Source organism: Streptomyces sp. NPDC094032 (genome assembly GCF_040303965.1).
In the GTDB taxonomy this organism is placed as follows: Bacteria; Actinomycetota; Actinomycetes; order Streptomycetales; family Streptomycetaceae; genus Streptomyces.
On record NZ_JBEOUE010000002.1, the window covers coordinates 228,962 to 251,837 of the forward strand.

The window sequence follows — 22,876 nt, forward strand, 5'->3', positions numbered from 1 at the left end:
CCTAGGCCCCGTCCGGGACCCGCGCCGCCCACGGCGCCCCCGGCACCACCAGCGGTGAGCCCGTCACCGGATCCGGCACCACCACCGACTCAAGCCCGAACACCTCCCGTACGAGCTCGGCGGTGACGACCTCGCCCGGCGCGCCCTCCGCCACCACCCGGCCCGCCTTCATCGCGACCAGGTGGTCGGCGTACCGCGCGGCCTGGTTCAGGTCGTGCAGGACGAGGACGACCGTGCGGCCGCGCACGTGGTTGAGGCGGCGGACCAGGTCCAGGACCTCGACCTGGTGGGCGATGTCGAGATAGGTGGTGGGCTCGTCGAGGAGGAGCAGGTCGGTCTCCTGGGCGAGGGCCATCGCGATCCACACGCGCTGCCGCTGCCCGCCCGAGAGCTCGTCGACCGGGCGGTCGGCGAGGGCCGCGACGTCGGTGCGCTCCATGGCGTCCACGACCGCCCGCTCGTCCTCCGCCGACCACTGCTTCCACCAGGCCTGGTGCGGCTGCCGGCCGCGCGCGACGAGGTCGCCGACGGTGATCGCCTCGGGGGCGACCGGTGTCTGCGGGAGCAGGCCGATGGACTGGGCGATCCGCTTGGTGGGGATCCTCGCGAGCTCCTCGCCGTCGAGCAGGACGGCCCCGCCCCTGGGCTTGAGGAGCCGCCCGAGCGCCCGCAGCGTGGTCGACTTGCCGCACGCGTTGGGGCCGACGATGACGGTGACCTTGCCGTCGGGGACCGCCAGGTCCAGCTCGTGGACGACGGTCCGCTCCTCGTACGCGAGGGTCAGCTCCCGCGCCGCAAGCCTGCTCACGATCTGCCTCCTACTCCACGGCTGCGCACGATCAGCCAGATCAGGTACGGGGCGCCGACCGCCGCCGTGAGGACGCCCACCGGCAGTTCGGTGGGGGAGAAGAGCCGCCGGCCGAGGAGGTCGGCGGCGACGACGACCAGCGCGCCCATGAGCGCCGAGCACAGCAGCGGGATCTGCGCGGTCCGGGTGGTCCGGCGGGCGATCTGCGGGGCGAGCAGCGCCACGAAGTCGACCGGCCCGGCGACGCCGGTGGCGACCGACGCCAGGACCACGCCCACCGCCACGAGCCCGAGCCGGACCCGCCCGAGCCGCACCCCGAGCCCGGTCGCCGTGTCGTCGTCGAGGGACACCGTCCGCTGGGCGCGGGCCGCCCACAGCACGGCCGGCAGCATCACGAGCAGCGTGATCCGCAGCGGAAGGGACTCGTCCCAGCCGCGTCCGTTGAGGGAGCCGGTCATCCAGATCTGCGCCTGCTGGGCGACCAGGTAGTCGCCCTTGGTCATGAACAGGGTGGTCAGCGAGCGCAGCGCGATGGCGAAGCCGATGCCGATGAGCACGAAGCGGGTGGCGTGCAGCCCGCCGCGCCAGGCGAAGACGTACACGAGCGCGGCGGCCAGCACCCCGCCGGCGATCGAGAGGTACGGCAGCACGGTGTACGAGGCGAGCCCGAAGGTCATCGCGGCGACGGTGACCGCGCCCGCGCCCTGGCTGATGCCGATGATGTCGGGGCTGGCGAGCGGGTTGCGGGCGACGGTCTGGATGAGCGCGCCCGCGATCCCGAAGGCGGCGCCGACCATGAGCCCGGTGGCGAGCCGGGGCAGCCGCAGGTCCTCGACGACGAACGCGGCGGGCGCCCGCTCACCGGCGAGGATCCGCAGCACCTCGCCGGGGGCGACGAACCGCTCGCCGACGCAGAGGTACGCGACGGAGACGGCCGCCAGGAGCAGCACGAGCCCGGCGGCGACCAGCGCGGACCGCCGGTGCAGGAGGAAGGACGCGCGCCCGGCGCGCACGAGCGCGTACCCGGCGGGGCGTACGGGGGAGGCGGTCGCGGTCGTCATGCCGGCACCGCCTTCCGCCGTACGAGCGTCACCAGGAACGGCACGCCGATCAGCGCCGTCATGACGCCCGCCGGGACCTCGCCCGGCGGGAAGAGGATCCGGCCCAGGACGTCCGCCACCAGCAGCATCACGGGCCCGATGAGCGCGGCCATCGGCAGCACCCAGCGGTGGTCGCTGCCGACGATCGCGCGGGCGATGTGCGGGACGGCGAGGCCGACGAAGGCGATCGGTCCGGCGGCGGCGACGGCGGCGCCGGTGAGCACGGTCGCGCCGAGGCCGCCGAGGATCCGCACGGTCGCGACGCGCTGCCCGAGCCCCTTGGCGACGTCCTCGCCGAGCGCGAGCGCGTCCAGGCCGCGGGCGACGGAGACCACGAGGACGGTGCCGAGCAGCAGGAAGGGCCAGATCTGGGCGACGATCTGGGCGTCCCGGCCGTCGAGCGAGCCGATCTGCCAGAACCGGAACTCGTCGAGGGCGGACGCCTTCGTGGTGAGGACGCCGGTCGTCACGGAGAGCAGCAGCGCGTTGATCGCGGCCCCGCCGAGCGCCAGCTTCACCGGGGTCGCGCCGCCGCGCCCGCCGGAGGCGACGGCGTACACGGCGACGGAGGCGAGCGCGGCGCCCGCGAAGGCGAACCACACGTACCCGGTGAGCGAGTGCACCCCGGCGAAGGCGATGGCGAGGACGACGCCGACCGAGGCGCCCTGGCTGATGCCGAGGATGCCGGGGTCGGCGATCGGGTTGCGGGTGATGCCCTGGAGGGCGGTCCCGGCGAGGGCGAGCGCGGCGCCGACCATGAGGCCGATCAGGGTACGGGGCACCCGCAGCTCGCGTACGACCTCGGCGTCGGGGCTCGTGGCGCCGTGCAGCAGGGCGTCGACGACGGTGGACGGGGGGATGGCGCGGGCGCCGACCGCGAGGCTCAGCAGGATCGCGAGCAGCAGCGCGGCGACGGCCGCGCCGGTCGCGACGGCGCGCCGGGTACGTGGGGCGGTCATGTACACCCATCAGAGGGACGGAGGTTCGGTAAGGCTTGGCTAAGTCTAGACAGCGGGCCTATTCGAACACCCGGGCACAATGGCCCCCATGACGACCTCGACCTCCCCGACGGACCCGCAGACCCCTCTGAGCCCCCTCACGGTCGGCTTCGACCTCGACCTGACGCTGCTCGACACCCGCCCCGGCATCAAGGCCGCCTTCGAGGCCCTGACGGCCGCCACCGGCGTCGCGGTCGACGCGGACCTGGTCGTCCGCCGGCTCGGGCCGCCGCTGGAGCAGGAGCTCGCGGAGTGGTTCCCGCAGGAGCGCGTGCCGGAGATGGCGGCCCTCTACCGGGAGTTCTACGGCGTCCACGCGATCGAGCCGACGCTCCCGATGCCGGGGGCGATGGATGCGATTCAAGCCGTTCACGAGGCCGGTGGCCGGACCATCGTCGTGACCGCGAAGAACGAGCCGCAGGCCAAGGCGCACTTCGCCCACCTCGGCATCGAGCCGGACGCGGTCGTCGGCGGACTCTTCGCCGAGGGCAAGGCGCGGGCGCTGCGCGCCCACGGCGCGGGGGTGTACGTCGGCGACCACGTGGGCGACGTGCGCGGGGCGGCGGCCGCCGGCGCGCTCGCGGTCGCCGTGGCGACCGGACCGTGCGCCCCCGAGGAGCTGCGGGCGGCCGGCGCGGACGTCGTCCTCGCCGACCTGACGGACTTCCGTGCCTGGTGGGAGGGCTACCGGGGCTGAACCGTGGCCGCCTGGACCGCGCGCGCCCGGCGCCGCTGGGCGGCGATCGAGCGGAGCACTCCGGCGCCGGCGACGAGGAATCCGACGCCCATGAGCATGGAGACGAGGTAGGCGACGGTCGGGAACGGCTCGGTCCCCAGGAACAGCGGAGCCACCGTGACCAGCGTCGCCACCGCGCCGACGATGAAGACGATCGCGCCGGCGCGGACCAGGCCGTCGCCCGGCGCGCTGTCGTCCGTGGGTGCCTGGGCGGCGGAGGGGGTTTCACTACGCATTCGGCCAGGGTAGTTCCCAGGCGCGGACAACAGTCCGGCGACGTCTTGTCACCGGGCCTGATCCCATTAGCCTTGGTGCCGGCGGGTCGATGATCGGTGACCCGCTGTATCTCTTTCCCGAGCCGGAATCCCGGCGCCCCCATCGAGTACGAGGACGAGGACGGACGTGCCTACCGGCAAGGTCAAATGGTTCAACAGCGAGAAGGGCTTCGGCTTTCTCTCCCGCGACGACGGCGGCGACGTCTTCGTGCACTCGTCGGTGCTCCCGGACGGCGTCGACGCCCTGAAGCCGGGCCAGCGCGTCGAGTTCGGCGTGGTCGCCGGCCAGCGCGGTGACCAGGCTCTCTCGGTGACGGTCCTCGACCCGACCCCGTCCGTCGCCGCGGCGCAGCGCCGTAAGCCCGACGAACTGGCGTCCATCGTCCAGGACCTCACCACGCTCCTGGAGAACATCACGCCGATGCTGGAGCGCGGCCGCTACCCCGAGAAGGTGCACGGCGCGAAGATCGCCGGCCTGCTGCGGGCGGTCGCCGACCAGCTGGACGTCTAGGGCCTCGTCAGGGGAAGCGCAGCGCGTCCGGGCCGAGGGGCGGTACGAGTCCCTCGGCCGCGGCGCGCGTGAGCAGCCCGCGCACCGCCGCGTAACCGGTCTCGCCGAGGTCCGCGGTGAACTCGTTGACGTAGAGACCGATGTGCTGGTCGGCCACCTTCGGGTCCATCTCCTGCGCGTGCTCCAGCACGTACGGCCGGGACACGGACGGGTCGTCCCAGGCCATCCGGACCGAGGTCCGCGCCGATTCGGCGAGCAGCCGCAGGGTCTCCTCGCCCAGTGAGCGCCGGGCGATGATCGCGCCCAGCGGGATGGGCAGGCCGGTGGTGTGCTCCCAGTGCTCGCCCATGTCGGCGAGCGCGTGCAGCCCGTAGTTCTTGTACGTGAAGCGGGCCTCGTGGATGACGAGTCCCGCGTCGACCCTGCCGTCCCGTACGGCGGGCATGATCTCGTGGAACGGCAGCACCACGACCTCGCCGACCCCGCCCGGGACGACGTCCGCCGCCCACAGCCGGAACAGCAGATAGGCCGTCGAGCGCTCGCTCGGCACCGCGACCGTCCTGCCCGTGAGGTCGGCGCCCGGCTCCCGGGTCAGCACCAGCGGCCCGCAGCCGCGCCCCAGCGCGCCGCCGCAGGGCAGTAGGGCGTAGTCGTCGAGCACCCACGGCAGCACCGCGTACGACACCTTCAGGACGTCGTACGGGGCCTCGCCGTCCGCCGCCCAGCCGTTGGTGAGGTCGATGTCGGCGAAGGTCACGTCCAGGCGCGGGGCGCCGGGGACCCGGCCGTGCGCCCAGGCGTCGAAGACGAAGGTGTCGTTCGGGCAGGGCGAGTAGGCGATCTTCAGCTTGGTCACGACGGGGACTCCGACTCCACGGGGACGGTCTGGGGGGAGGCGCCCGGGTCCCGGAAGACGCTCCGGTCGAGCAGCCCGAAGGCGTCCCGCAGCGCGGCCAGGGCCTCGCCGATGCGCCAGGCGGCGCGGTCGCGCGGGCCGACGGCGTTGGACACGGCCCGGAGCTCGACGACCGGCAGGCCGTACGCGGCGGCGGCCTCGGCGACCCCGAAGCCCTCCATCGCCTCGGCGACGGCCCCGGGGTGGCGCCGTGCCAGCTCGGCGGCGCGGTCGGCGGTGCCGGTGACCGTGGAGACGGTCAGGACGGGGCCGACGGCGCACGGCCGCCCGCCGTCCGCGAGCGCGCCGGAGATCCGGGCGACCAGTGTCTCGTCCACGGGGTGCGCCGAGCGGCCGAAGCCGAGCGCGTCGACCGGCAGGTACCCCTCGGGCGTCTGGGCCCCGAGGTCGGCGCCGACGACGGCGTCCGCGACCACGAGCGAGCCGATCGGGGCGTGCGGGGCGAAGCCCCCGGCGATCCCGGCCGACACGACGAGCGCGTACGGGGCGGGCGCACAGGCCAGGGCCGTCGCCGTCGCGGCCGCCGCGGCCGCGGGGCCGACGCCCGCGACGAGCACGTCGGCGCGCGCGTGGCGGCGCAGCGTGAAGCCGCCGGGCAGCGGGGACTCGCCCTCGCCCGGCCCGGCGGACGCGAGACCGCCGGCGACGGAGTCGGCCTCCGCCGCCACGGCGGTCACGATGAGGATCCGGTGGATCAGGACTTCTTCTTCAGCTCGAAGTGCCAGATGCCGGTCACGGTCTTGCCGGTGTTCTCGACGATCGTCACCTGGGTGCTGTTCGTCGCCTCGCCGGACTGGCTGGAGAAGAAGGCGCTGGCCGGGATGGTCCGGTAGGTCTTCTTGTACGGCTCCGGCTCGGCCTGCTGGCCGCCGAGGAAGATCGTCCAGCCGTTCTCGGCGATCGACGGGTCGACGCCGAAGCGGATCTTGTCGTCGGTGGAGACGGAGATCGACTTCTCGGCCTTCTTGTTGAGGCACTGGGCGATCTGCGCCTCCTTGAGGGCGTCGCCGTCGTTGTAGCAGGCCGCCTCGGAGTTCACCGACTCGGTCCCGACCGTCACGGTCGCGAGCGGCGTCGGCTTGTCGCAGGCGGAGAGAACGAGGAGCCCGGCGGAGACGGCCCCGATGGCCACGACGGCCCGGCGGCGCTGGCGGGTGAGGAACGCAACGGTCATGGGCCGAAGGCTATCGGGCCGCCGCGCCCACGCCACGCGGGGGTACGGCGTGCCGCCCCGCTCGCCCCCCGTTGTAGGCATTCGTTCCCGCGCCATCCCGTGCCATCCCGCGCCCTACGCCACCCGCGCCTTCGCCGTCCCGCCCCGCCCCCTCTGCCGTCGTGCCGCGCCGAGCAGGCCCCGTACGGACAGCAGCGCGCCCACCGCGAGGATCCCGGAGGCCACCGCCATGCCCACCGTCCCGTTCAGCGGCAGCGAGATGCCGATCCCGCCGCCCACCACCCACGCCATCTGGAGCGCCGTCTCCGAACGGGCGAACGCCGACGTGCGGACCAGCTCCGGGACGTCGCGCTGGATCAGGGCGTCCAGGGACAGCTTCGACAGGGCCTGGGTCAGGCCCGCGACCGCGCCGAGGACCGCCACCATCAGCCCGCCGAAGAAGATCGCCGTGCAGATCGCGGTGGCCAGGACCGTCGTCACCATCGTGGCGATGATCACCTCGGGCCCGTGCCCCCGGTCCCGCAGCAGCGAGCCCATCGCCGTCCCGCACGCGTTGCCGACGCCCGCCGCCACGCCCACGATGCCCAGCGAGACCGCCGCGCTCTGCCCCGACAGGGGATGCACCCGCAGCAGGAACGCCAGGAAGAAGATCAGGAAACCGGACAGCATCCGCTGCGAGGCGTTCGCCTGGAGCCCGTGCAGGACCGACGGGCCGACCGTCCGCAGGCTCGGCTTCTTCTCGCCGTGCGTCAGCAGATGCGCCCGCCGTTCACCCTTCGCGGAGTCGACCTTGTGCGGCAGCCGCAGCGCCCAGTACGTGCCCAGCAGGAACAGCGCGCACGCCCCGTACAGCGGCCAGGCGGGACCGATCAGCTGGAGCCCGGCGCCGATCGGCGCGGCGATGCCGGTGGCGAGCAGACCGGCGAGCGTCACCCGCGAGTTCGCCTTCACGAGGGAGAAGTCCGGCGGGAGCAGCCGCGGCACGACGGCGCTGCGCACCACCCCGTACGCCTTCGAGGCGACGAGCACGCCGAGCGCCGCCGGATAGAGCTGGATCCCGCCGGTGGCGACCGCCCCGGACATGGCGATGGCAAGCACCGCCCGGGTCAGCATCGCCCCGGCCATCGCGGCGCGCCGCCCGTGCGGGAGGCGGTCCAGGAGCGGGCCGATGACGGGGGCGAGGAGGGTGAAGGGCAGCATCGTGATGCCGAGGTAGAGCGCGACACGGCCGCGCGCCTCGTCCGTCGGCACGGCGAAGAAGACCGTGGTGGCGAGCGCGACGGTGATCATGACGTCGCCGGCGCCGTTCACGGCGTGCAGCTCGATCAGTCTGCCCAGGCCCGACTCGCCCGCGCCGTGCGCGTGGGTGGCCCGCCGGATGCCCTTGGCCGTACCGGTGAAGGGCAGGTGGAGGGCGCGCCCGACCTTCCGGCCCGCTCGGCTGAGCGGCCCGGCATGATCGTGGGATCGTGCGGAAGACCGTGCGGCTGCCACTCCGTCATAGTGCCCCACGCGCCCCTCGGACAACCCGTGGCGCGGCCCGCGCGGGGTCCGCGATCGTCCGCGATGCGGGCCGTTTGGTACGGGCAGGTGGGCTGGGGGCGGCGGAGAGGGTAGCGTGCGTAGCGCGTCACCGGCGGATGTTCTCGGCCGCGCGCCTCTTCGGCATCCCGCAGAATGGATGGCGATAGGTGTGCCCGAGACGCGCGAGTCATGTCGGGCGTGGACGTCGATGCGGCCCTCTGGTCCGCTCCGCCCACGACCCGGGACTTCGCTCCCGCTCCTCGGCCGGCGCACCCGTGAGACGGCGTAGGAGAGAAGCGAGACCTGTGAGTGCTGCGACGACGCGAACCCCGCGTACCCCGCGAGCCACGCGTACCCCCGACCGCCTCTGCGTCGAGGCCGTAGAGCTCGCCCGCGAGGCCGCCGAGGAGGCGGCCGCCCCCGGCATCGTCGGGGAGCACGTCGAGGTCGTCGCCGAGGGCGACCGGGTCGTCACGCACTTCTTCGAGTGCAAGGAGCCCGGTTACCGGGGCTGGCGGTGGGCCGTGACGGTCACCCGCGCCTCCCGCGCGAAGAACGTCACGCTTGACGAAACCGTCCTGCTGCCCGGCTCGGACGCCCTCCTCGCCCCCGAGTGGGTGCCGTGGAGCGAGCGGCTGCGGCCCGGCGACATGGGCCCCGGCGACCTGCTGCCCACGGAGCAGGACGACCTGCGCCTGGAGCCCGGCTACTCGGGCGAGGACGCGCCGCCGCCGAACTCGGCCGTCTCCGAGGAGCTGGCCGACCACCTGGACACCGAGGACGCGGAGATCGTCTCCCGTACGCCCTCCCGGGGCGCGATCGGCGCGCTCGCCGAGGAGCTCGGGATGCGGCGCGCCCGCGTGCTGTCCCGCTACGGCCTGCACGTCGCCGCCGACCGCTGGGACGAGGCGTTCGGCGCCAAGACCCCGATGGCCCAGGCGGCGCCCGCGACCTGTGTCTCCTGCGCCTTCCTGGTGCCGATGGCGGGCTCCCTGAAGCAGGCGTTCGGTGTGTGCGCCAACGAGTTCTCGCCGGCCGACGGGCGGGTCGTCTCCCTCTCGTACGGCTGCGGCGGGCACTCGGAGGCCGCCGTCATGCCGAAGCCGCCGCGCCCGGCGCCGCCGGTCCTGGACTCCATGGCCACGGACGACTTCCCCCTCCGCCCGGCCAAGGACTCGGGCTCCACGACGGAGCCGGACACCGCGTCGGACGATCTGGGCCACTCGTAGGGCCTGCTGACGGGTGGCGCGTGGCCGCCGCGGGGGCGTGAGCGTGCCCCCGCGCGCCCCCCGCGGCCTGACGCGCCCCCGCGCCGGGGATGGCGCGGGGCGCGGTACCTTCGGGCCCCGGCCAGATCCCCGTACCGCAGAGTGGAGTCAGACGTGAGCGTCAGCGTCAGGACGTCGACCGACGGAACCGATCCCTTCGGTACCGCACGGCTCCGCAGAGGCGTGCTCGACGCGTGGGGCGCCGGACCCGCCCGCTTCCGCGAGGACGCCAACGCCGAGGAGGACCTGGTCCTCGGCGGCTACCGGGACCGGCTCGTCGTCGAACTGGCCCAGAACGCCGCCGACGCCGCCGCCCGCGCGGGCGTCACCGGCCGGCTCCGGCTCACCCTGCACCCGGCCGACGCCGAGGGCCCCGCCGTCCTCGCCGCCGCCAACACCGGCGCCCCGCTGGACGCCACCGGCGTGGAGAGCCTCTCCACCCTGCGCGCCTCCGCGAAGCGGACCGCGAACGACACCACCTCCGTGGGCCGGTTCGGCGTCGGCTTCGCCGCCGTCCTCGCCGTCACCGACGAGCCCGCCGTCCTCGGCCGGCACGGCGGCGTCCGCTGGTCCCTCGCGGAGGCCCGCGAGCTCGCCGCCGACGCCGCCCGGCACAGCCCGGGCCTCGGCGACGAACTGCGCCGCCGCGACGGCCACGTACCGCTGCTGCGGCTCCCGTTGCCCGCCGAGGGCACCGCGCCCGACGGCTACGACACGGTCGTCGTGCTGCCGCTGCGGGACGCCGCCGCCGTCGACCTCGCCGAGCGCCTGCTCGACTCCATCGACGACGCCCTGCTGCTCGCCCTCCCCGGCCTCACCGAGGTCGTCGTCGAGACGGCGGCGGGCGTCCGCTCGCTCGTCCGCGACGAGAGCGACGGTTACGTCCACATCGCCGACTCCGCCGACCGCGCGGCGGGACCGCACCGCTGGCGGACCGTCACCCACGGCGGCCCCCTCGACCCGGCCCTGCTCAAGGACCGGCCCGTCGAGGAGCGGCTGCGCCCCCACTGGTCGGTCACCTGGGCCGTCCCCGTGGACCCCGAAGGCGCCCCGCGCTACCCCCGTACGACCGCCGTCGTGCACGCCCCGACCCCCACCGACGAGCCCCTCGGCATCCCCGCCCTGCTCATCGCGTCCTTCCCGCTGGACACCGCCCGCCGCCACCCCGCGCCGGGGCCGCTCACCGACTTCCTGGTGCAGCGGGCGGGCGACGCGTACGCCGAACTCCTCGCCGACTGGCACCCGGTGACCCCCGCGGGCCTCGACCTCGTGCCCGGCCCGCTCGGCAAGGGGCCCCTCGACGGCGCACTGCGCGCCGCCGTCCTCGAACGCCTGCCGCGCGTCGCCTTCCTGGCCCCCGCGACCGCCTCCGAGGAACTGCCCGCGCTGCGCCCCATCGAGGCGGAGGTCGTGGAAGGCGCGGGCGCCGAGACGGTCGAGGTGCTGGCCGAGGTGTTCCCGACGCTGCTCCCGGCGGGCCTGGAGCGGCGCGTGGAGCTGCGCACGCTGGGCGTCGGCCGGGTGCCGCTGACCGAGGCCGTGGACCGGCTCGCGGGCGTCGACAAGGCGCCGTCGTGGTGGTGGCGCCTGTACGACTCGCTGGCGGGCGTGGACCCCGACCGCCTGACGGGCCTCCCGGTGCCGCTGGCCGCGCCGGCGGGCGCCGAGGGACCGGAGGCAGGGACCGCGCCCGACCCGTACGGGGACGCCGACGCGTACCGGGGAGGCGACCCCGACGCCTACCGGGACGGCGACCCCGACGCGTACCGGGACGCCGAGGCCGCCCCCCAGCCCGCCCGGATCCGTACCACCATCGGTCCCCGCCAGGTCCTCCTCCCGCAGGAGCGCACCCCGGCCGAGCTGACCCGGCTCGGCCTGAAGGTGGCGCACCCGGAGGCCGCCCACCCGCTCCTGGAGAAGCTGGGCGCGCTCCCGGCCACGCCCCGGGCCGTGCTGACGACCCCGCAGGTCAGGGCGGCCGTGGCGGCCTCCCTCGACGCGGGGGAGATCTGGGACGAGGACGCCGACACGCTGGACGCGGAGGAGCTCGCCGAGACGGTCCTCGCGCTCGTCAGGGACGCCGACCTGGCCCCCGGCGACGAGCCGTGGCTCGGGGCGCTCGCGCTGCCCGACGAGGACGGCGAGACCGCCCCGGCGGGGGAGCTCGTCATGCCGGGCTCCGCCTTCGCCGAGGTGATGCGGGAGGGCGAACTGGCCCTGGTCGACCAGGATCTCGCCGACCGCTGGGGCACCCAGCCGCTCGCCGCCTGCGGGGTGCTCGCCGACTTCGCGCTCGTCCGCGCCGCCGACCTGGTGCTCGACCCGGACGAGCTGGAGCCGCGCGAGGGCGACTTCGCGGAGCCCGACGACGCGGGGCTCCTGGACGCCGTCGACGTGTGGTGCGAGGACGTCCTGGACCGGCTGCCGCAGACCCCGGTGCCGCCGGTCGCCACGGAGATCGTGGCCGTACGCGACCTGGACCTGGTCGACGACGACGCCTGGCCGCGGGCGCTCGCCCTGCTCGCGAAGCCGCCGCTGCGGGACGCGCTGACCCAGCCCGTCCGGGTGCTGCTGCCGGACGGCACCACGGAGACCGTCCGCTCGTACACCGCCTGGTGGCTGCGCGACCACCCCGTCCTCGGCGGGCGCCGCCCCGCCGGACTGCGCGCCGCGGGCACCGACCCGCTCCTGATCGGCCTGTACGACTCCGCCGACGCGACCGGCTTCGAGGACGAGCAGGTGCTGCGCGCCCTGGGCGTACGGACGTCCGTCCCGGCGCTCCTGGACGAGCCCGGTGGCGCCGCCGAGCTCCTGGCGCGCCTGGCGGACCGTTCGCGCGAGGTGTCGGGCGCCCAACTCCACGCCCTCTACACGGCCCTGGCCGACCTCGACCCGGACCAGGTCACCCTTCCGGACGAACTGCGCGCGGTCGTGGACGGCGAGGTGAGGGTGGTCGACGCGGCCTACGCGCTGGTCGCCGACGCCCCCGACCTGCTGCCGCTGACGACGGGCCTGCCGCTGCTCCCGGTCGCACCGGCCCGCGCGGCCGAACTGGCCGAGCTGCTCCAGGTGCGCCGGCTGAGCGAGGCGGTGGACGCCGAGGTCACGACGGTGGGCGAGGAGCACGAGGTCCCGTCGGCGGTGCACGCGCTGCTCGGCCCGGCGACCCCCGCCACGTACGTCGAGCACGAGGAACTGCGCGCCGCCGACACGGAACTCGACTGGCGCCGCACCCCCGACGGCGTCCTGCACGCCGCCACGCTGGAGGGCGTCGCGGCGGGCCTCGCCTGGGCGGCGGGGCAGTGGCCCCGCCGCTTCGAGGTGGCGGCCCTCCTGGAGGACCCGTCACGAACGGCGGAGCTCGCGAGGGACCGCTGGTTCGACTGAGGGTCCGTCGGCCTTGGCCGCCGTCAGTACTTGGCGGCCAGGCTGACCTGGGTGCCTCCTCCGGCGCCTTCGAGCCGCCAGCGGAGGTACTTGTGGTCGGGCGCGTTGGTGTTCACCGAGAGCCAGTGGCCCGGGACCACGGCGCCCGACCAGTTCCCGACCCAGAAGCACTCGTGGCCGCCGATGCAGAAGGGGCCGACGCAGATGCACTCCCAGACGTCGACGGAGAGGGTCGCGTTCTGCGTCCCCTCGCTGCCGACCATCGCGATCCCGGTCGCGAAGCCGACGGCGTGGTCGGTCCCGCAGGTCGCCCAGTCCCAACCCTGGACGCAGGCCTGCGCGCCGTTGCAGAACGTGTCGCGGAACCAGGCCTGTTCACCGGCGTCACGGACCACCTTCTCGTCGTAGCCGCTGGCCCGTTCGCCGCTGGCCTGGACGCCCACCTCGGGCGGAGGGTCGGTCTTGCCCTGGGTGGCGGGGGTCTGCTCGATGGCCCGGCCGCCCTCCACGACCGCCTTCATCCCATTGGGGAATTCGAGGATCTGTAGCGCGTGGTCCTTGCCCAGGTCCATCGTGGTGCTGATGCGCGGGGGGAGCCCCCGCCTGATGTTCGTCGTGGTCATCTCGGGTCCTCCCTCTGAACGAGGAACGCGCCGATGACGCGCCCCGCCGAGGCGAGTGTGTTGGGGGGATGCCCCCAGTCTTTCACGGGGTACGTGGCCTGTCGTGCGCAGACGAGCGCCCGCCTCACGCCGGGAACTTGCGCCCGACCCACCGCCACGTGAACTCCAGGACCGCCGCTCCCGCCGCCGCGATGGCGACCGCCGTCCACGGCATCGTCACGCCCACCAGCTTCAGGGCGAAGAAGTTCTGGAGCCAGGGGACGGCGAGCACGAGGAGGAAGGCGCCGCCCATGGTGGCGACCAGGGCGATCCGCCACCACGTGTAGGGGCGGGCGATGATCGCCAGGACCCACATGGAGACCAGGAAGAGCGTGAGGGTGGCCGCGCTGGTCTCGGCGCCGAGGGCGTCGGTGCCCGTGTAGTAGTGGCGGGCCAGCAGGTAGGTGACGAAGGTGGCGGCGCCCGCGATGACGCCGGCGGGGATCGCGTACCGCATCACCCGGCGGACGAAGTGCGGCTTGGCGCGCTCCTTGTTCGGGGCGAGGGCCAGGAAGAAGGCGGGGACGCCGATGGTCAGCGTGGACAGCAGGGTGAGGTGCCGGGGCAGGAAGGGGTACTCGACCTGGAAGCAGACCACCAGGATCGCGAGGAGCACCGAGTAGACGGTCTTGGTGAGGAAGAGCGTGGCGACCCGGGTGATGTTGCCGATCACCCGGCGGCCCTCGGCGACCACCGAGGGGAGGGTCGAGAAGGAGTTGTTGAGGAGGACGATCTGGGCGACCGCCCGGGTGGCCTCGGAGCCGGAGCCCATGGAGACGCCGATGTCGGCGTCCTTGAGGGCGAGCACGTCGTTGACGCCGTCGCCGGTCATGGCGACCGTGTGGCCCCGGGACTGGAGCGCGGCGACCATGTCGCGCTTCTGCTGCGGGGTGACCCGGCCGAAGACGGCGTTGGCTTCGAGGACCTCCGCCATGGGCTCCCGCTCGGCGGGCAGGGTCCGGGCGTCGACCGTGGTCGAGGCGCCGGGCAGGCCCAGCTTGCCGGCGACGGCGCCGACCGAGACCGCGTTGTCGCCGGAGATGACCTTGGCGGCGACGTCCTGGTCCGCGAAGTAGGCGAGGGTGTCGGCGGCGTCCGGCCGCAGCCGCTGTTCGAGGACGACGAGCGCGGTCGCGCGGGCGCCCTCGGCGACGTTCGCGGAGTCGAGGTCGACGGCCGCGCGGGCGAGCAGCAGGACCCGCAGGCCCTGCTCGTTGAGCCGGTCGACCTCGCCGAGGGACGGGTCGCCGGGCGGCAGCAGCACGTCGGGGGCGCCGAGCAGCCAGGTGGAGTTCTCGCCGTCGCCCTCGCTGAAGGCGGCCCCGCTGTACTTGCGGGCGGAGGAGAACGGCAGCGACTCGGTGCAGCGCCAGTCCACGGAGTCCGGGTAGGCGTCGATGATGGCCTGGAGGGAGGCGTTGGGGCGCGGGTCGGACTCGCCGAGGGCGCCGAGCACCTTGCGTACGTAGCTCTCGTCGGCGCCGTCCAGGAGCTGGAGGCCGGTCACGTCCATGCCGCCCTCGGTGAGGGTGCCGGTCTTGTCGAGGCAGACGACGTCGACCCGGGCCAGGCCCTCGATGGCGGGCAGCTCCTGCACGAGGCACTGCTTGCGGCCGAGCCTGATGACGCCGATGGCGAAGGCGACGGAGGTGAGCAGGACCAGGCCCTCGGGGATCATCGGGACGATGCCGCCGACCGTGCGGGCGATGGACTCCTTGACGTCGTTGTTCTTGACGACGAGCTGGCTGATGATCAGCCCGATGGCGGTGGGGACCATCATCCACGTCACGTACTTGAGGATCGTGGAGATGCCGGTGCGCAGCTCGGAGTGGACCAGGGTGAAGCGGGAGGCCTCCTCGGCGAGCTGGGCGGCGTAGGCCTCGCGGCCGACCTTGGTGGCGGTGAAGGCGCCGCCGCCCGCGACGACGAACGAGCCGGACATCATCGGGTCGCCGGGCTTCTTCACCACCGGGTCGGCCTCGCCGGTGAGCAGCGACTCGTCGACCTCCAGGCTGTCGGCCTCGGCGACCTCGCCGTCGACGACCACCTTGTCGCCGGGGCCGAGCTCGATGAGGTCGCCGAGGACGATCTCGGAGGTGGAGATCTCGGTGGCGGCGCCGTCGCGGCGGACGGTGGGTTTGGCCTCGCCGATGACGGCGAGCCCGTCGAGGGTCTTCTTGGCGCGCAGCTCCTGGATGATGCCGATGCCGGTGTTGGCGATGATCACGAAGCCGAAGAGGCTGTCCTGGATCGGCGCGACGACGAGCATGATCGCCCACAGCACGCCGATGATCGCGTTGAAGCGGGTGAAGACGTTGGCGCGGACGATGTCGGCGGTGGAGCGGGAGCTGCGCAGCGGGACGTCGTTGACCTCGCCCCGGGCGACCCGCTCGGCGACCTCGGCGGTGGTCAGGCCCGCGGGCCGGTGCACGACGGGTGGTCCCGCCGCCGGTCCCGTACCCCCGCCGTCCGTGTCGATCTTCGCCCGCTGCGTCATGGTTTCGACGGTACGGCGGGAAAGGGGCGGACACCCGCCGAGACGTCCGAAGATCAGACCGGGGGAGGAGGGGAATGGTCCCGTGGGATTACGGGGTGGGGCTCGGGGTTACGGGGTGGGCTCGGGGTTACGGGGTGGGCGGCTGGTCCGGCTCGGCCGCCTCGGCCGCCTGCTGGGCCGCGTGGCGCTTGATCGCCGCGTCCCGCTTCCGTACGTACCAGATGCCGATCAGGCCGAGTCCGGCCCCGGCCAGGCAGGTCCACACCCACCAGGTGAGGTCCCGGTCGTCGAACCAGCCGTAGAACGGGAGCTGGACGAGGAACAGGACGAACCAGAGGACCGTGCCGCCGGTGATGGTGGCGACGACCGGACCCTCAAGGGGTTCGGGTGCCTCGTGCTTCGGTGTCCACTTCGCCATGCGGCTCAGTCTAGGCGGCCCGTTTTCGTGTCTACGCGCGGAGATAGACGGGTGCTCGTTCATGTGTTCATACTGAAACGGTTTGCCTCTGGCGGGTTCCCTTCGTATGAACCGCCAAAAAGGACTTCTCTGAACCTCCGAAGAGGAACCCCATGAGCTCCACGGCCACCGCCAAGGCCACGCCCCCGGAGACCCCCGAAGGGCCCGTCTCCGGCCTCGACCGCTACTTCAAGATCTCCGAGCGCGGCTCCACCGTCGCCCGCGAGGTCCGCGGCGGCTTCGCCACCTTCTTCGCGATGGCGTACATCATCGTGCTGAACCCGATCATCCTGGGCAGCGCGAAGGACATGTACGGCCACCAGCTCGACGGCGGCCAGCTGGTCACCGCGACGGTGCTGACCGCCGCCTTCTCGACCCTCCTGATGGGCGTCATCGGCAACGTGCCGATCGCCCTGGCGGCCGGTCTCGGCGTCAACACGGTCGTCGCGCTCCAGCTCGCGCCGAAGATGTCCTGGCCGGACGCGATGGGCATGGTCGTGCTCGCCGGTCTGGTCGTGATGCTGCTCGTCGCCACGGGTCTGCGCGAGCGCGTCATGAACGCCGTCCCGGTCGGCCTGCGCAAGGGCATCGCGATCGGCATCGGCCTGTTCATCATGCTCATCGGCCTGGTCGACTCGGGCTTCGTCTCCCGGATCCCGGACGCCGCGCACACCACCGTGCCGCTCCAGCTCGGCTCGAACGGGCACCTCATGGGCTGGCCGGTGCTCGTCTTCATCCTGGGCACCCTGCTGACGCTCGCCCTGATCATCCGCAAGGTGCCGGGCGCGATCCTCATCTCCATCGTCGTGATGACGATCGTCGCCATGGTGATCAACGCCGTCGCCGACATCCCGTCCTGGGGCCTGACCACCCCGGAGTGGCCCGGCAACCCGGTCGCCTCGCCCGACTTCGGCCTGGTCGGCCAGGTCAGCCTGTTCGGCGGCTTCTCCAAGGTCGGCGTCCTGACCGGCATCCTGTTCGTCTTCACCGTGCTGCTGTCCTGCTTCTTCGACGCCATGGGCACGATCCTGGGCGTCGGCGACGAGGCCAAGCTGACGGACAAGGACGGCAACTTCCCCGGCATCAACAAGGTCCTGCTGGTCGACGGCCTCGCCGTCGCCTCCGGCGGTGCCACCTCGTCCTCCGCCACCACCTGCTTCGTGGAGTCCACGGCGGGCGTCGGCGAGGGCGCGCGTACGGGTCTGGCCTCGGTGGTGACCGGCGCGCTGTTCTCGGTCGCGCTGTTCCTCACGCCGCTGGCGACGATGGTGCCCTCGCAGGCGGCGACCCCCGCCCTGCTGGCGGTGGGCTTCCTGATCCTGGCCGGTTCGATCAAGGAGATCGACTGGAGCGACTACACGATCGCCGTGCCGGCCTTCCTGGCGATGGTGATGATGCCGTTCACGTACTCGATCACCAACGGCATCGGCATCGGCTTCATCTCGTTCAGCGTGCTGCGTCTGGCGGCCGGCCGGGGCCGTGAGGTCCCGGTGGCCATGTACGTCGTGTCGGCGGTCTTCGTCTTCTACTACGCGATGCCTGCGCTCGGCCTGATGTGAGCCCGGGGGGCGTCCCGCTCCCCGTAGAACTTCTCCGTCTCGTCGACGGCGGTCTTGAACCGCTCGTCGAAATCCTCGCGAATGAGCGTCCGGACGACATAGTCCTGGACGCTCATTCCGCGTCTGGCGGCGTGCCCGCGGAGCCGTTCGAGCAGCTCTCCGTCGACGCGCAGGCTGAACACGGTCGATTCCATGCCCGCCAGGGTCGCGCCACGCGGGGCCTCCGCGCGTCACTTTCCGGATTCCTCTCACTCGTTCGGGTGACAGTTGGCGGCTACACGTTTTCGATTGGTCTTTAGGAAGAGTAATGAGTTATGCTAAGGACTATGCCTGACCTGTCCCACGGCACCGCCGACGACGCCGCCGCCGTGAACGCGCTCCGCAGTTCCGTGATGCGGCTGAGCCGACGCCTGAAGCACCAGCGCGTCGACGAATCGCTGAGCCCCACCGAGATGTCGGTGCTCGGCACCCTGTCGCTCTGCGGCTCGGCCACCCCCGGTGAGCTGGCCCGCAAGGAGCACGTCCAGCCGCCGTCGATGACCCGCATCGTCGCGCTGCTCGAAGCCAAGGGACTGGTCCGGCTGGAGCCGCACCCCGACGACCGCCGGCAGAAGGTGGTCCGCCAGACCGAGCAGGCCGAGGCCATGCTCGACGAGTCCCGCCGCAAGCGGAACGCCTGGCTGGCCACCCTCGCCGAGGGTCTGGACGAGGACGAATGGGCCAAGCTGCGCGCGGCCGCCCCGGTCCTGGAGAAGCTCGCCCATCTCTGACCCCGAAGCCGAGGAGGCGACGCACTTTGAGTACGGGACCCGGAGCAGACTCCGCACCCGTCCATCAACCCACCCTCAAGACCCGCCGGCGGGGGGAAACCTTCTCCTCGCTCGGTGTCCGTAACTACCGGCTGTTCTTCAGCGGAGCGATCGTCTCCAACACCGGTACGTGGATGGCCCGGATCACCCAGGACTGGCTGGTCCTGAGCCTCACCGGCTCGGCCGCCGCCGTCGGCGTCACGACGGCCCTGCAGTTCCTGCCGATGCTGCTGTTCGGCCTGTACGGCGGCGTCATCGCCGACCGCTACCCGAAGCGCCGGCTGCTGATGATCAGCCAGGCCGCGCTCGGCCTGTGCGGTCTCGCGCTCGCCGCGCTCACTCTCTCCGGCTCCGTCCAGGTCTGGCACGTCTACCTGATCGCCTTCCTGCTCGGCATGGTCACCGTGGTCGACAACCCGGCCCGGCAGTCCTTCGTCTCCGAGATGGTCGGCCCCGACCGGCTGCGCAACGCCGTCTCGCTGAACTCGGCGAACTTCCAGTCCGCCCGGCTCGTCGGCCCCGCCGTCGCGGGCGTGCTGATCGCGGGCGTCGGCAGCGGCTGGGCCTTCCTGATCAACGGCCTGTCCTTCCTGGCCCCGCTCGTCGCGCTCTGGCTGATGCGGCCGGGCGAGCTGCACAAGGTGGAGCGCGCGCCGCGCGGCAAGGGGCAGCTGCGGGAGGGCCTGCGGTACGTGGCCGGGCGGCCGGACCTGATCTGGCCGATCGTCCTCGTCGGCTTCATCGGCACCTTCGGGTTCAACTTCCCGATCTGGCTGACGGCCTTCTCCAGCGAGGTCTTCCACGTCGGCGCCGGCACGTACGGCTTCCTCAACACCCTCATGGCCGCCGGCTCCCTCGCGGGCGCCCTGCTCGCGGCCCGCCGCGGCTCGACCAGGCTGCGGATGCTGGTGATCGCGGCGGGCGTCTTCGGCGCCCTGGAGATCGCGGCGGCCCTGTCACCGTCGTTCTGGCTGTTCGCGCTGCTCCTGCTGCCGATCGGCATGATCGGCCTCACGGTGAACATCACCGCGAACTCGGCCGTCCAGATGGCGACGGACCCGGTCATGCGGGGCCGCGTGATGAGCCTCTACATGATGGTCTTCGCGGGCGGCACCCCGATCGGCGCCCCCCTCCTCGGCTGGATCACCGACACGTACGGCGCCCGAGTGGGCTTCGCGACCGGCGGCCTGGTCTCCCTGACGGCAGCAGCCACCATCGGCCTGATCCTCGCCCGAATCGGCCACCTGAAGCTGTCCTTGCGCTGGCGCCATGGGCATCCCGAGGTCCGCTTCGTACCGAGGGAGAGGCTGGCGACGGCGGCGTAGGGGCGGCGCGCCCCGGGGGCGGGGCCACCTGGACCCGCGCCGGGGCGTTCCGGCCGCGGCGCCGTTCCCGGCCCCGCGCCGCTCCGCGCCCGGGGGCGGGCCCACCCGGACCCGCCCCCGGCGCCGTTCCGCCCCCGCGCCGTTCCGACCCCGGGGCGGCCCGCCCCCTGCCGTCCCGCCCCCTGCCGTCCCGCCCCCTGCCGTCCCGCCCCCTGCCGTCCCGCCCCCGGGGCGTTCCGACCCCGGGGCGTTCCGACCCCGGGGCGTTCCGACCCCGGGGCGTTCCGACCCCGGGGCGTTCCGACCCCGTGCCGTCCCGCCCCCGTGCCGTCCCGCCCCCGTGCCGTCCCGCCCCCGTGCCGTCCCGCCCCCGGGGCGTTCCGCCCCCCCACGCCGTCCCGCCCTCGCCCCCCCCGTTGTGGGCAATCGTTCCGCTGGGGCGGAACGGGTGGGCACAACGGAACGGCGCCCCCTGCCGGGCCTAGGCTTCCGCGCCTGTACGTCCACCCCCGGGGCGGTTCCGTTCAAACTCGCCGCTCCAGCACCTGCCCCGGCCAGTCCCCCACAACGAACGCCTCCGTCCGCGTAAACCCCTGCCCCTCGTAATACGCGACGAGCCGCCCCTCACTCCCCGCGAAACAGTCCACCCGCAGCAGCGAAACCCCCCGCCGCCGAGTCTCCTCAACCGCATGGGCGAGCAGCGCCGCCCCCACACCCCGCCCATGAAAACGCGCATCGGTGGCAAGAAACCGGACATACGACTCCGGCTCGTCGGCGGCAGCCACGTACTCACCCGGATGCGGCGTCAGCGTCAGCGTCCCCACCGGCACCCCACCGATCTCGGCGATCCACGGCACCCCCTCCCCGGCGACCCGTTCGACCAGCTCCACCGTCTTCGGCCGGGAACTGAACGGCTCGGTACCCCACTGCGCAGTGATGCCCTTCCCGTTGAGCCAACCGACCGCACTGTCGAAGATCGCGAGCATCGCGGGAACGTCGTCCGCCCCGCCCTTCCTGATCCTGATCGAGGTGTCCATCCAACAGAGGCTAAGGGCTGCCACACTCGCCCCATGAGGCTCTTCGCCGCCGTAGTCCCCCCACCCCCACAGCTCGCCGAGCTCGCCAGGGAGGTCGACCGCCTCGCCCACCTGCCCGGCGCCGGCCGCCTGCGCTGGACCTCGCGGCCCGGCTGGCACTTCACCCTCGCGTTCATGGGCGAGGTAGACGAGCCCCTGCTGCCGGACCTGCGCACCCGCCTAGCCCGCGCCGCCCACCGCACCGCGCCCTTCCCGCTACGGCTGCACGGCGGCGGCCACTTCGGCCGGGCGGTGCTGTGGGCGGGCGCGGCGGGCGACCTCGACGACCTGCGGCTGCTCGCCGAGCGCGCCGACGCGGCGGCCCGTCGGGCGGGCGTCCCGATGGACGAGCACCGCCGCTACCAGGCGCACCTGACGGTCGCCCGCTCCCGCGTGGACCTGGACCTGCGCCCCTTCGTCGCCGCCCTGGACACCTTCGAGGGCACCCGCTGGCAGGTCGGAGAACTGGCGCTGGTGCGCAGCAACCTCCCCGGCGGCGGCACACCGGGCGAGCAGCCGCGCTACGAGACGCTGGCGACGTGGCCACTGGGCGCGGCACCGGGGCAGGGGCAGGCCCGGGAAAGCGGCCCGACCGGTCCGGGTTAACCTCGAAGGGTGGACCCGAAGACCCGAAACCGCATCATGGCCGGCGTACTCGTACTGATGTTCGCGATCATCGCGGTGGCATCCGTGGTGAGCTGACCCCCCGCACCCCCTGCACCCCCCGCGCCCCCACGAAAGCCCCTTGCTTAGAGCGCGCTCAAAGGCGTTGGCTTGACGCCCATGGAGTACACGCAGCTCGGACGCACGGGACTCAAGGTCAGCCGACTCGTCCTCGGCACGATGAACTTCGGCCCGCAGACGGACGAAGCCACCAGCCACGCGATCATGGACGCCGCCCTCGACGCGGGGCTCAACTTCTTCGACACCGCCAACGTCTACGGCTGGGGTACGGAGAAGGGCCGCACCGAGGAGATCATCGGCTCCTGGTTCGCCAAGGACCCGGCCCACCGCGAGAAGGTGGTCCTCGCCACCAAGGTCTACGGAAACATGGGCCCCGACGGCGAGGCCTGGCCCAACCACGACAAGCTCTCCGCGGCGAACATCCGCCGCGCCGTCGACGCGAGCCTGAAGCGCCTCGGCACGGATTACATCGACGTCTACCAATTCCATCACGTCGACCGCCTGACCCCCTTCGAGGAGATCTGGCAGGCGATCGACGTCCTCGTCCAGCAGGGCAAGATCCTGTACGCGGGCTCGTCCAACTTCCCCGGCTACAAGATCGCCCAGGCCAACGAGACCGCCGCCCGGCGCGGCTCGGTCGGCCTGGTCAGCGAGCAGTGCCTCTACAACCTGTACGAGCGCCGCGCCGAGATGGAGGTGATCCCGGCCGCGCAGGAGTACGGCCTGGGCGTCATCCCCTGGTCGCCGCTGCACGGCGGCCTGCTCGGCGGCGTGATCCGCAAGGAGGTCGAGGGCGGCCGTCGCGCCACCGGCCGCGCGGCCGAGGTGCTCGCCGACCCGGCGGCCCGCGCCCGTCTCCAGTCCTACGAGGACCTGCTCGCCAAGCACGGCGCGGACCCCGGCGAGACGTCCCTGGCCTGGCTGCTCACCCGCCCCGGAGTGACCGGCCCGATCATCGGCCCCCGCACCCCGGACCAGCTCCAGGGCGCCCTGCGCGCCCTGGACGTGGAGCTGAGCGACGAGCTCCTGGCCGGCCTGGACGAGATCTTCCCGGGCCCGGGCCCGTCCCCGGAGGCCTTCGCCTGGTGATCCGAGTCGCCGACGGGTTCC

The 22,876-nt window shown here is 73.3% G+C and carries 22 protein-coding genes; 9 read left to right on the forward strand and 13 right to left on the reverse strand.

What is annotated here, in order from left to right; all coding sequences use genetic code 11:
- Position 1: 1 nt before the first annotated feature.
- The 3 genes from ABTZ54_RS04055 to ABTZ54_RS04065 are packed head-to-tail and all read right to left on the reverse strand — an operon-like array spanning position 2 to position 2,867.
- Positions 2 to 808, reverse strand: coding sequence for an ABC transporter ATP-binding protein (locus ABTZ54_RS04055; RefSeq protein ID WP_351656955.1), 807 nt, complete (start codon positions 806 to 808; stop codon positions 2 to 4).
- On the reverse strand, positions 805 to 1,869 hold the full coding sequence (locus ABTZ54_RS04060) for a FecCD family ABC transporter permease (protein WP_351656956.1): 1,065 nt from the start codon (positions 1,867 to 1,869) through the stop codon (positions 805 to 807). The genes ABTZ54_RS04055 and ABTZ54_RS04060 overlap by 4 nt, the downstream gene beginning before the upstream one ends.
- The gene (locus ABTZ54_RS04065) at positions 1,866 to 2,867 is read right to left on the reverse strand and encodes a FecCD family ABC transporter permease (protein WP_351656958.1); all 1,002 of its coding nucleotides are present in this window, start codon (positions 2,865 to 2,867) and stop codon (positions 1,866 to 1,868) included. Before ABTZ54_RS04065 ends, ABTZ54_RS04060 begins: the two co-directional genes overlap by 4 nt.
- Before the next feature lie 79 nt (positions 2,868 to 2,946).
- Here ABTZ54_RS04065 and ABTZ54_RS04070 point away from each other — a divergent pair, with 79 nt between their 5' ends.
- Positions 2,947 to 3,603 (forward strand): HAD family hydrolase, encoded by a 657-nt coding sequence (locus tag ABTZ54_RS04070; protein WP_351656960.1) that lies wholly within the window; start codon positions 2,947 to 2,949, stop codon positions 3,601 to 3,603.
- Here the strand turns inward: ABTZ54_RS04070 and ABTZ54_RS04075 are convergent.
- Positions 3,591 to 3,878 (reverse strand): hypothetical protein, encoded by a 288-nt coding sequence (locus ABTZ54_RS04075; RefSeq protein ID WP_351656962.1) that lies wholly within the window; start codon positions 3,876 to 3,878, stop codon positions 3,591 to 3,593. The genes ABTZ54_RS04070 and ABTZ54_RS04075 overlap by 13 nt on opposite strands.
- A gap of 166 nt (positions 3,879 to 4,044) precedes the next feature.
- Between ABTZ54_RS04075 and ABTZ54_RS04080 the strand changes: the two genes are divergently transcribed.
- Positions 4,045 to 4,428 carry a cold-shock protein gene (locus tag ABTZ54_RS04080; RefSeq protein ID WP_132912020.1) on the forward strand — a complete coding sequence of 128 codons (384 nt, stop codon included), beginning with the start codon at positions 4,045 to 4,047 and terminating at the stop codon, positions 4,426 to 4,428.
- Positions 4,429 to 4,435: 7 nt separating this feature from the next.
- On the opposite strand, the gene ABTZ54_RS04085 is transcribed toward ABTZ54_RS04080, so the two are convergent.
- The 4 genes from ABTZ54_RS04085 to ABTZ54_RS04100 all read right to left on the reverse strand — a co-directional run bounded on the left by ABTZ54_RS04085 (position 4,436) and on the right by ABTZ54_RS04100 (position 8,012).
- Positions 4,436 to 5,284 carry a 1,4-dihydroxy-6-naphtoate synthase gene (locus ABTZ54_RS04085; RefSeq protein ID WP_351656965.1) on the reverse strand — a complete coding sequence of 283 codons (849 nt, stop codon included), beginning with the start codon at positions 5,282 to 5,284 and terminating at the stop codon, positions 4,436 to 4,438.
- Positions 5,281 to 6,042, reverse strand: coding sequence for a futalosine hydrolase (locus tag ABTZ54_RS04090; RefSeq protein WP_351657726.1), 762 nt, complete (start codon positions 6,040 to 6,042; stop codon positions 5,281 to 5,283). The genes ABTZ54_RS04085 and ABTZ54_RS04090 overlap by 4 nt, the downstream gene beginning before the upstream one ends.
- A complete protein-coding gene (locus ABTZ54_RS04095) occupies positions 6,039 to 6,518 on the reverse strand; it encodes a DUF2771 domain-containing protein (RefSeq protein ID WP_351656966.1) in 480 nt (159 codons plus the stop codon). The genes ABTZ54_RS04090 and ABTZ54_RS04095 overlap by 4 nt, the downstream gene beginning before the upstream one ends.
- A gap of 114 nt (positions 6,519 to 6,632) precedes the next feature.
- A complete protein-coding gene (locus ABTZ54_RS04100; protein ID WP_351656967.1) occupies positions 6,633 to 8,012 on the reverse strand; it encodes an MFS transporter in 1,380 nt (459 codons plus the stop codon).
- 335 nt (positions 8,013 to 8,347) lie between these two features.
- On the opposite strand from ABTZ54_RS04100, the gene ABTZ54_RS04105 reads away from it, so the two are divergent.
- Positions 8,348 to 9,271, forward strand: coding sequence for a DUF3027 domain-containing protein (locus tag ABTZ54_RS04105; RefSeq protein WP_351656969.1), 924 nt, complete (start codon positions 8,348 to 8,350; stop codon positions 9,269 to 9,271).
- Positions 9,272 to 9,412: 141 nt separating this feature from the next.
- Complete coding sequence (locus tag ABTZ54_RS04110; RefSeq protein WP_351656971.1) at positions 9,413 to 12,697, forward strand: sacsin N-terminal ATP-binding-like domain-containing protein; 3,285 nt, start codon at positions 9,413 to 9,415, stop codon at positions 12,695 to 12,697.
- 23 nt (positions 12,698 to 12,720) lie between these two features.
- Here the strand turns inward: ABTZ54_RS04110 and ABTZ54_RS04115 are convergent, their stop codons facing one another.
- The 3 genes from ABTZ54_RS04115 to ABTZ54_RS04125 all read right to left on the reverse strand — a co-directional run bounded on the left by ABTZ54_RS04115 (position 12,721) and on the right by ABTZ54_RS04125 (position 16,274).
- On the reverse strand, positions 12,721 to 13,320 hold the full coding sequence (locus ABTZ54_RS04115; protein ID WP_351656973.1) for a hypothetical protein: 600 nt from the start codon (positions 13,318 to 13,320) through the stop codon (positions 12,721 to 12,723).
- A 124-nt stretch (positions 13,321 to 13,444) separates the two neighbouring features.
- Positions 13,445 to 15,856, reverse strand: a complete 2,412-nt coding sequence (locus tag ABTZ54_RS04120) for an HAD-IC family P-type ATPase (RefSeq protein WP_351656975.1) — start codon at positions 15,854 to 15,856, stop codon at positions 13,445 to 13,447.
- A 127-nt stretch (positions 15,857 to 15,983) separates the two neighbouring features.
- Positions 15,984 to 16,274 carry a DUF2530 domain-containing protein gene (locus tag ABTZ54_RS04125; protein ID WP_351656977.1) on the reverse strand — a complete coding sequence of 97 codons (291 nt, stop codon included), beginning with the start codon at positions 16,272 to 16,274 and terminating at the stop codon, positions 15,984 to 15,986.
- 152 nt (positions 16,275 to 16,426) lie between these two features.
- On the opposite strand from ABTZ54_RS04125, the gene ABTZ54_RS04130 reads away from it, so the two are divergent.
- Positions 16,427 to 17,872 carry an NCS2 family permease gene (locus tag ABTZ54_RS04130; RefSeq protein WP_351656979.1) on the forward strand — a complete coding sequence of 482 codons (1,446 nt, stop codon included), beginning with the start codon at positions 16,427 to 16,429 and terminating at the stop codon, positions 17,870 to 17,872.
- Here ABTZ54_RS04130 and ABTZ54_RS04135 read toward each other — a convergent pair.
- Positions 17,842 to 18,066 (reverse strand): ribbon-helix-helix protein, CopG family, encoded by a 225-nt coding sequence (locus tag ABTZ54_RS04135; protein ID WP_351656981.1) that lies wholly within the window; start codon positions 18,064 to 18,066, stop codon positions 17,842 to 17,844. The two genes, ABTZ54_RS04130 and ABTZ54_RS04135, sit on opposite strands and share 31 nt — an antisense overlap.
- A 132-nt stretch (positions 18,067 to 18,198) precedes the next feature.
- Between ABTZ54_RS04135 and ABTZ54_RS04140 the strand changes: the two genes are divergently transcribed.
- Together ABTZ54_RS04140 and ABTZ54_RS04145 are read left to right on the forward strand one after the other, a co-directional pair.
- Entirely contained in the window at positions 18,199 to 18,642 is a 444-nt protein-coding gene (locus ABTZ54_RS04140; RefSeq protein ID WP_351656983.1) for a MarR family winged helix-turn-helix transcriptional regulator, read from the forward strand.
- Positions 18,643 to 18,668: 26 nt separating this feature from the next.
- Positions 18,669 to 20,006, forward strand: a complete 1,338-nt coding sequence (locus ABTZ54_RS04145; protein ID WP_351656985.1) for an MFS transporter — start codon at positions 18,669 to 18,671, stop codon at positions 20,004 to 20,006.
- Positions 20,007 to 20,530: 524 nt separating this feature from the next.
- On the opposite strand, the gene ABTZ54_RS04150 is transcribed toward ABTZ54_RS04145, so the two are convergent.
- Positions 20,531 to 21,043 carry a GNAT family N-acetyltransferase gene (locus ABTZ54_RS04150; protein WP_351656987.1) on the reverse strand — a complete coding sequence of 171 codons (513 nt, stop codon included), beginning with the start codon at positions 21,041 to 21,043 and terminating at the stop codon, positions 20,531 to 20,533.
- A 33-nt stretch (positions 21,044 to 21,076) separates the two neighbouring features.
- On the opposite strand from ABTZ54_RS04150, the gene thpR reads away from it, so the two are divergent.
- Both thpR and ABTZ54_RS04160 read left to right on the forward strand, forming a co-directional pair.
- A complete protein-coding gene (gene thpR, locus ABTZ54_RS04155; protein WP_351656989.1) occupies positions 21,077 to 21,688 on the forward strand; it encodes an RNA 2',3'-cyclic phosphodiesterase in 612 nt (203 codons plus the stop codon).
- 177 nt (positions 21,689 to 21,865) lie between these two features.
- The gene (locus ABTZ54_RS04160; protein WP_351656991.1) at positions 21,866 to 22,855 is read left to right on the forward strand and encodes an aldo/keto reductase; all 990 of its coding nucleotides are present in this window, start codon (positions 21,866 to 21,868) and stop codon (positions 22,853 to 22,855) included.
- The last annotated feature ends 21 nt before the right edge of the window (positions 22,856 to 22,876 follow it).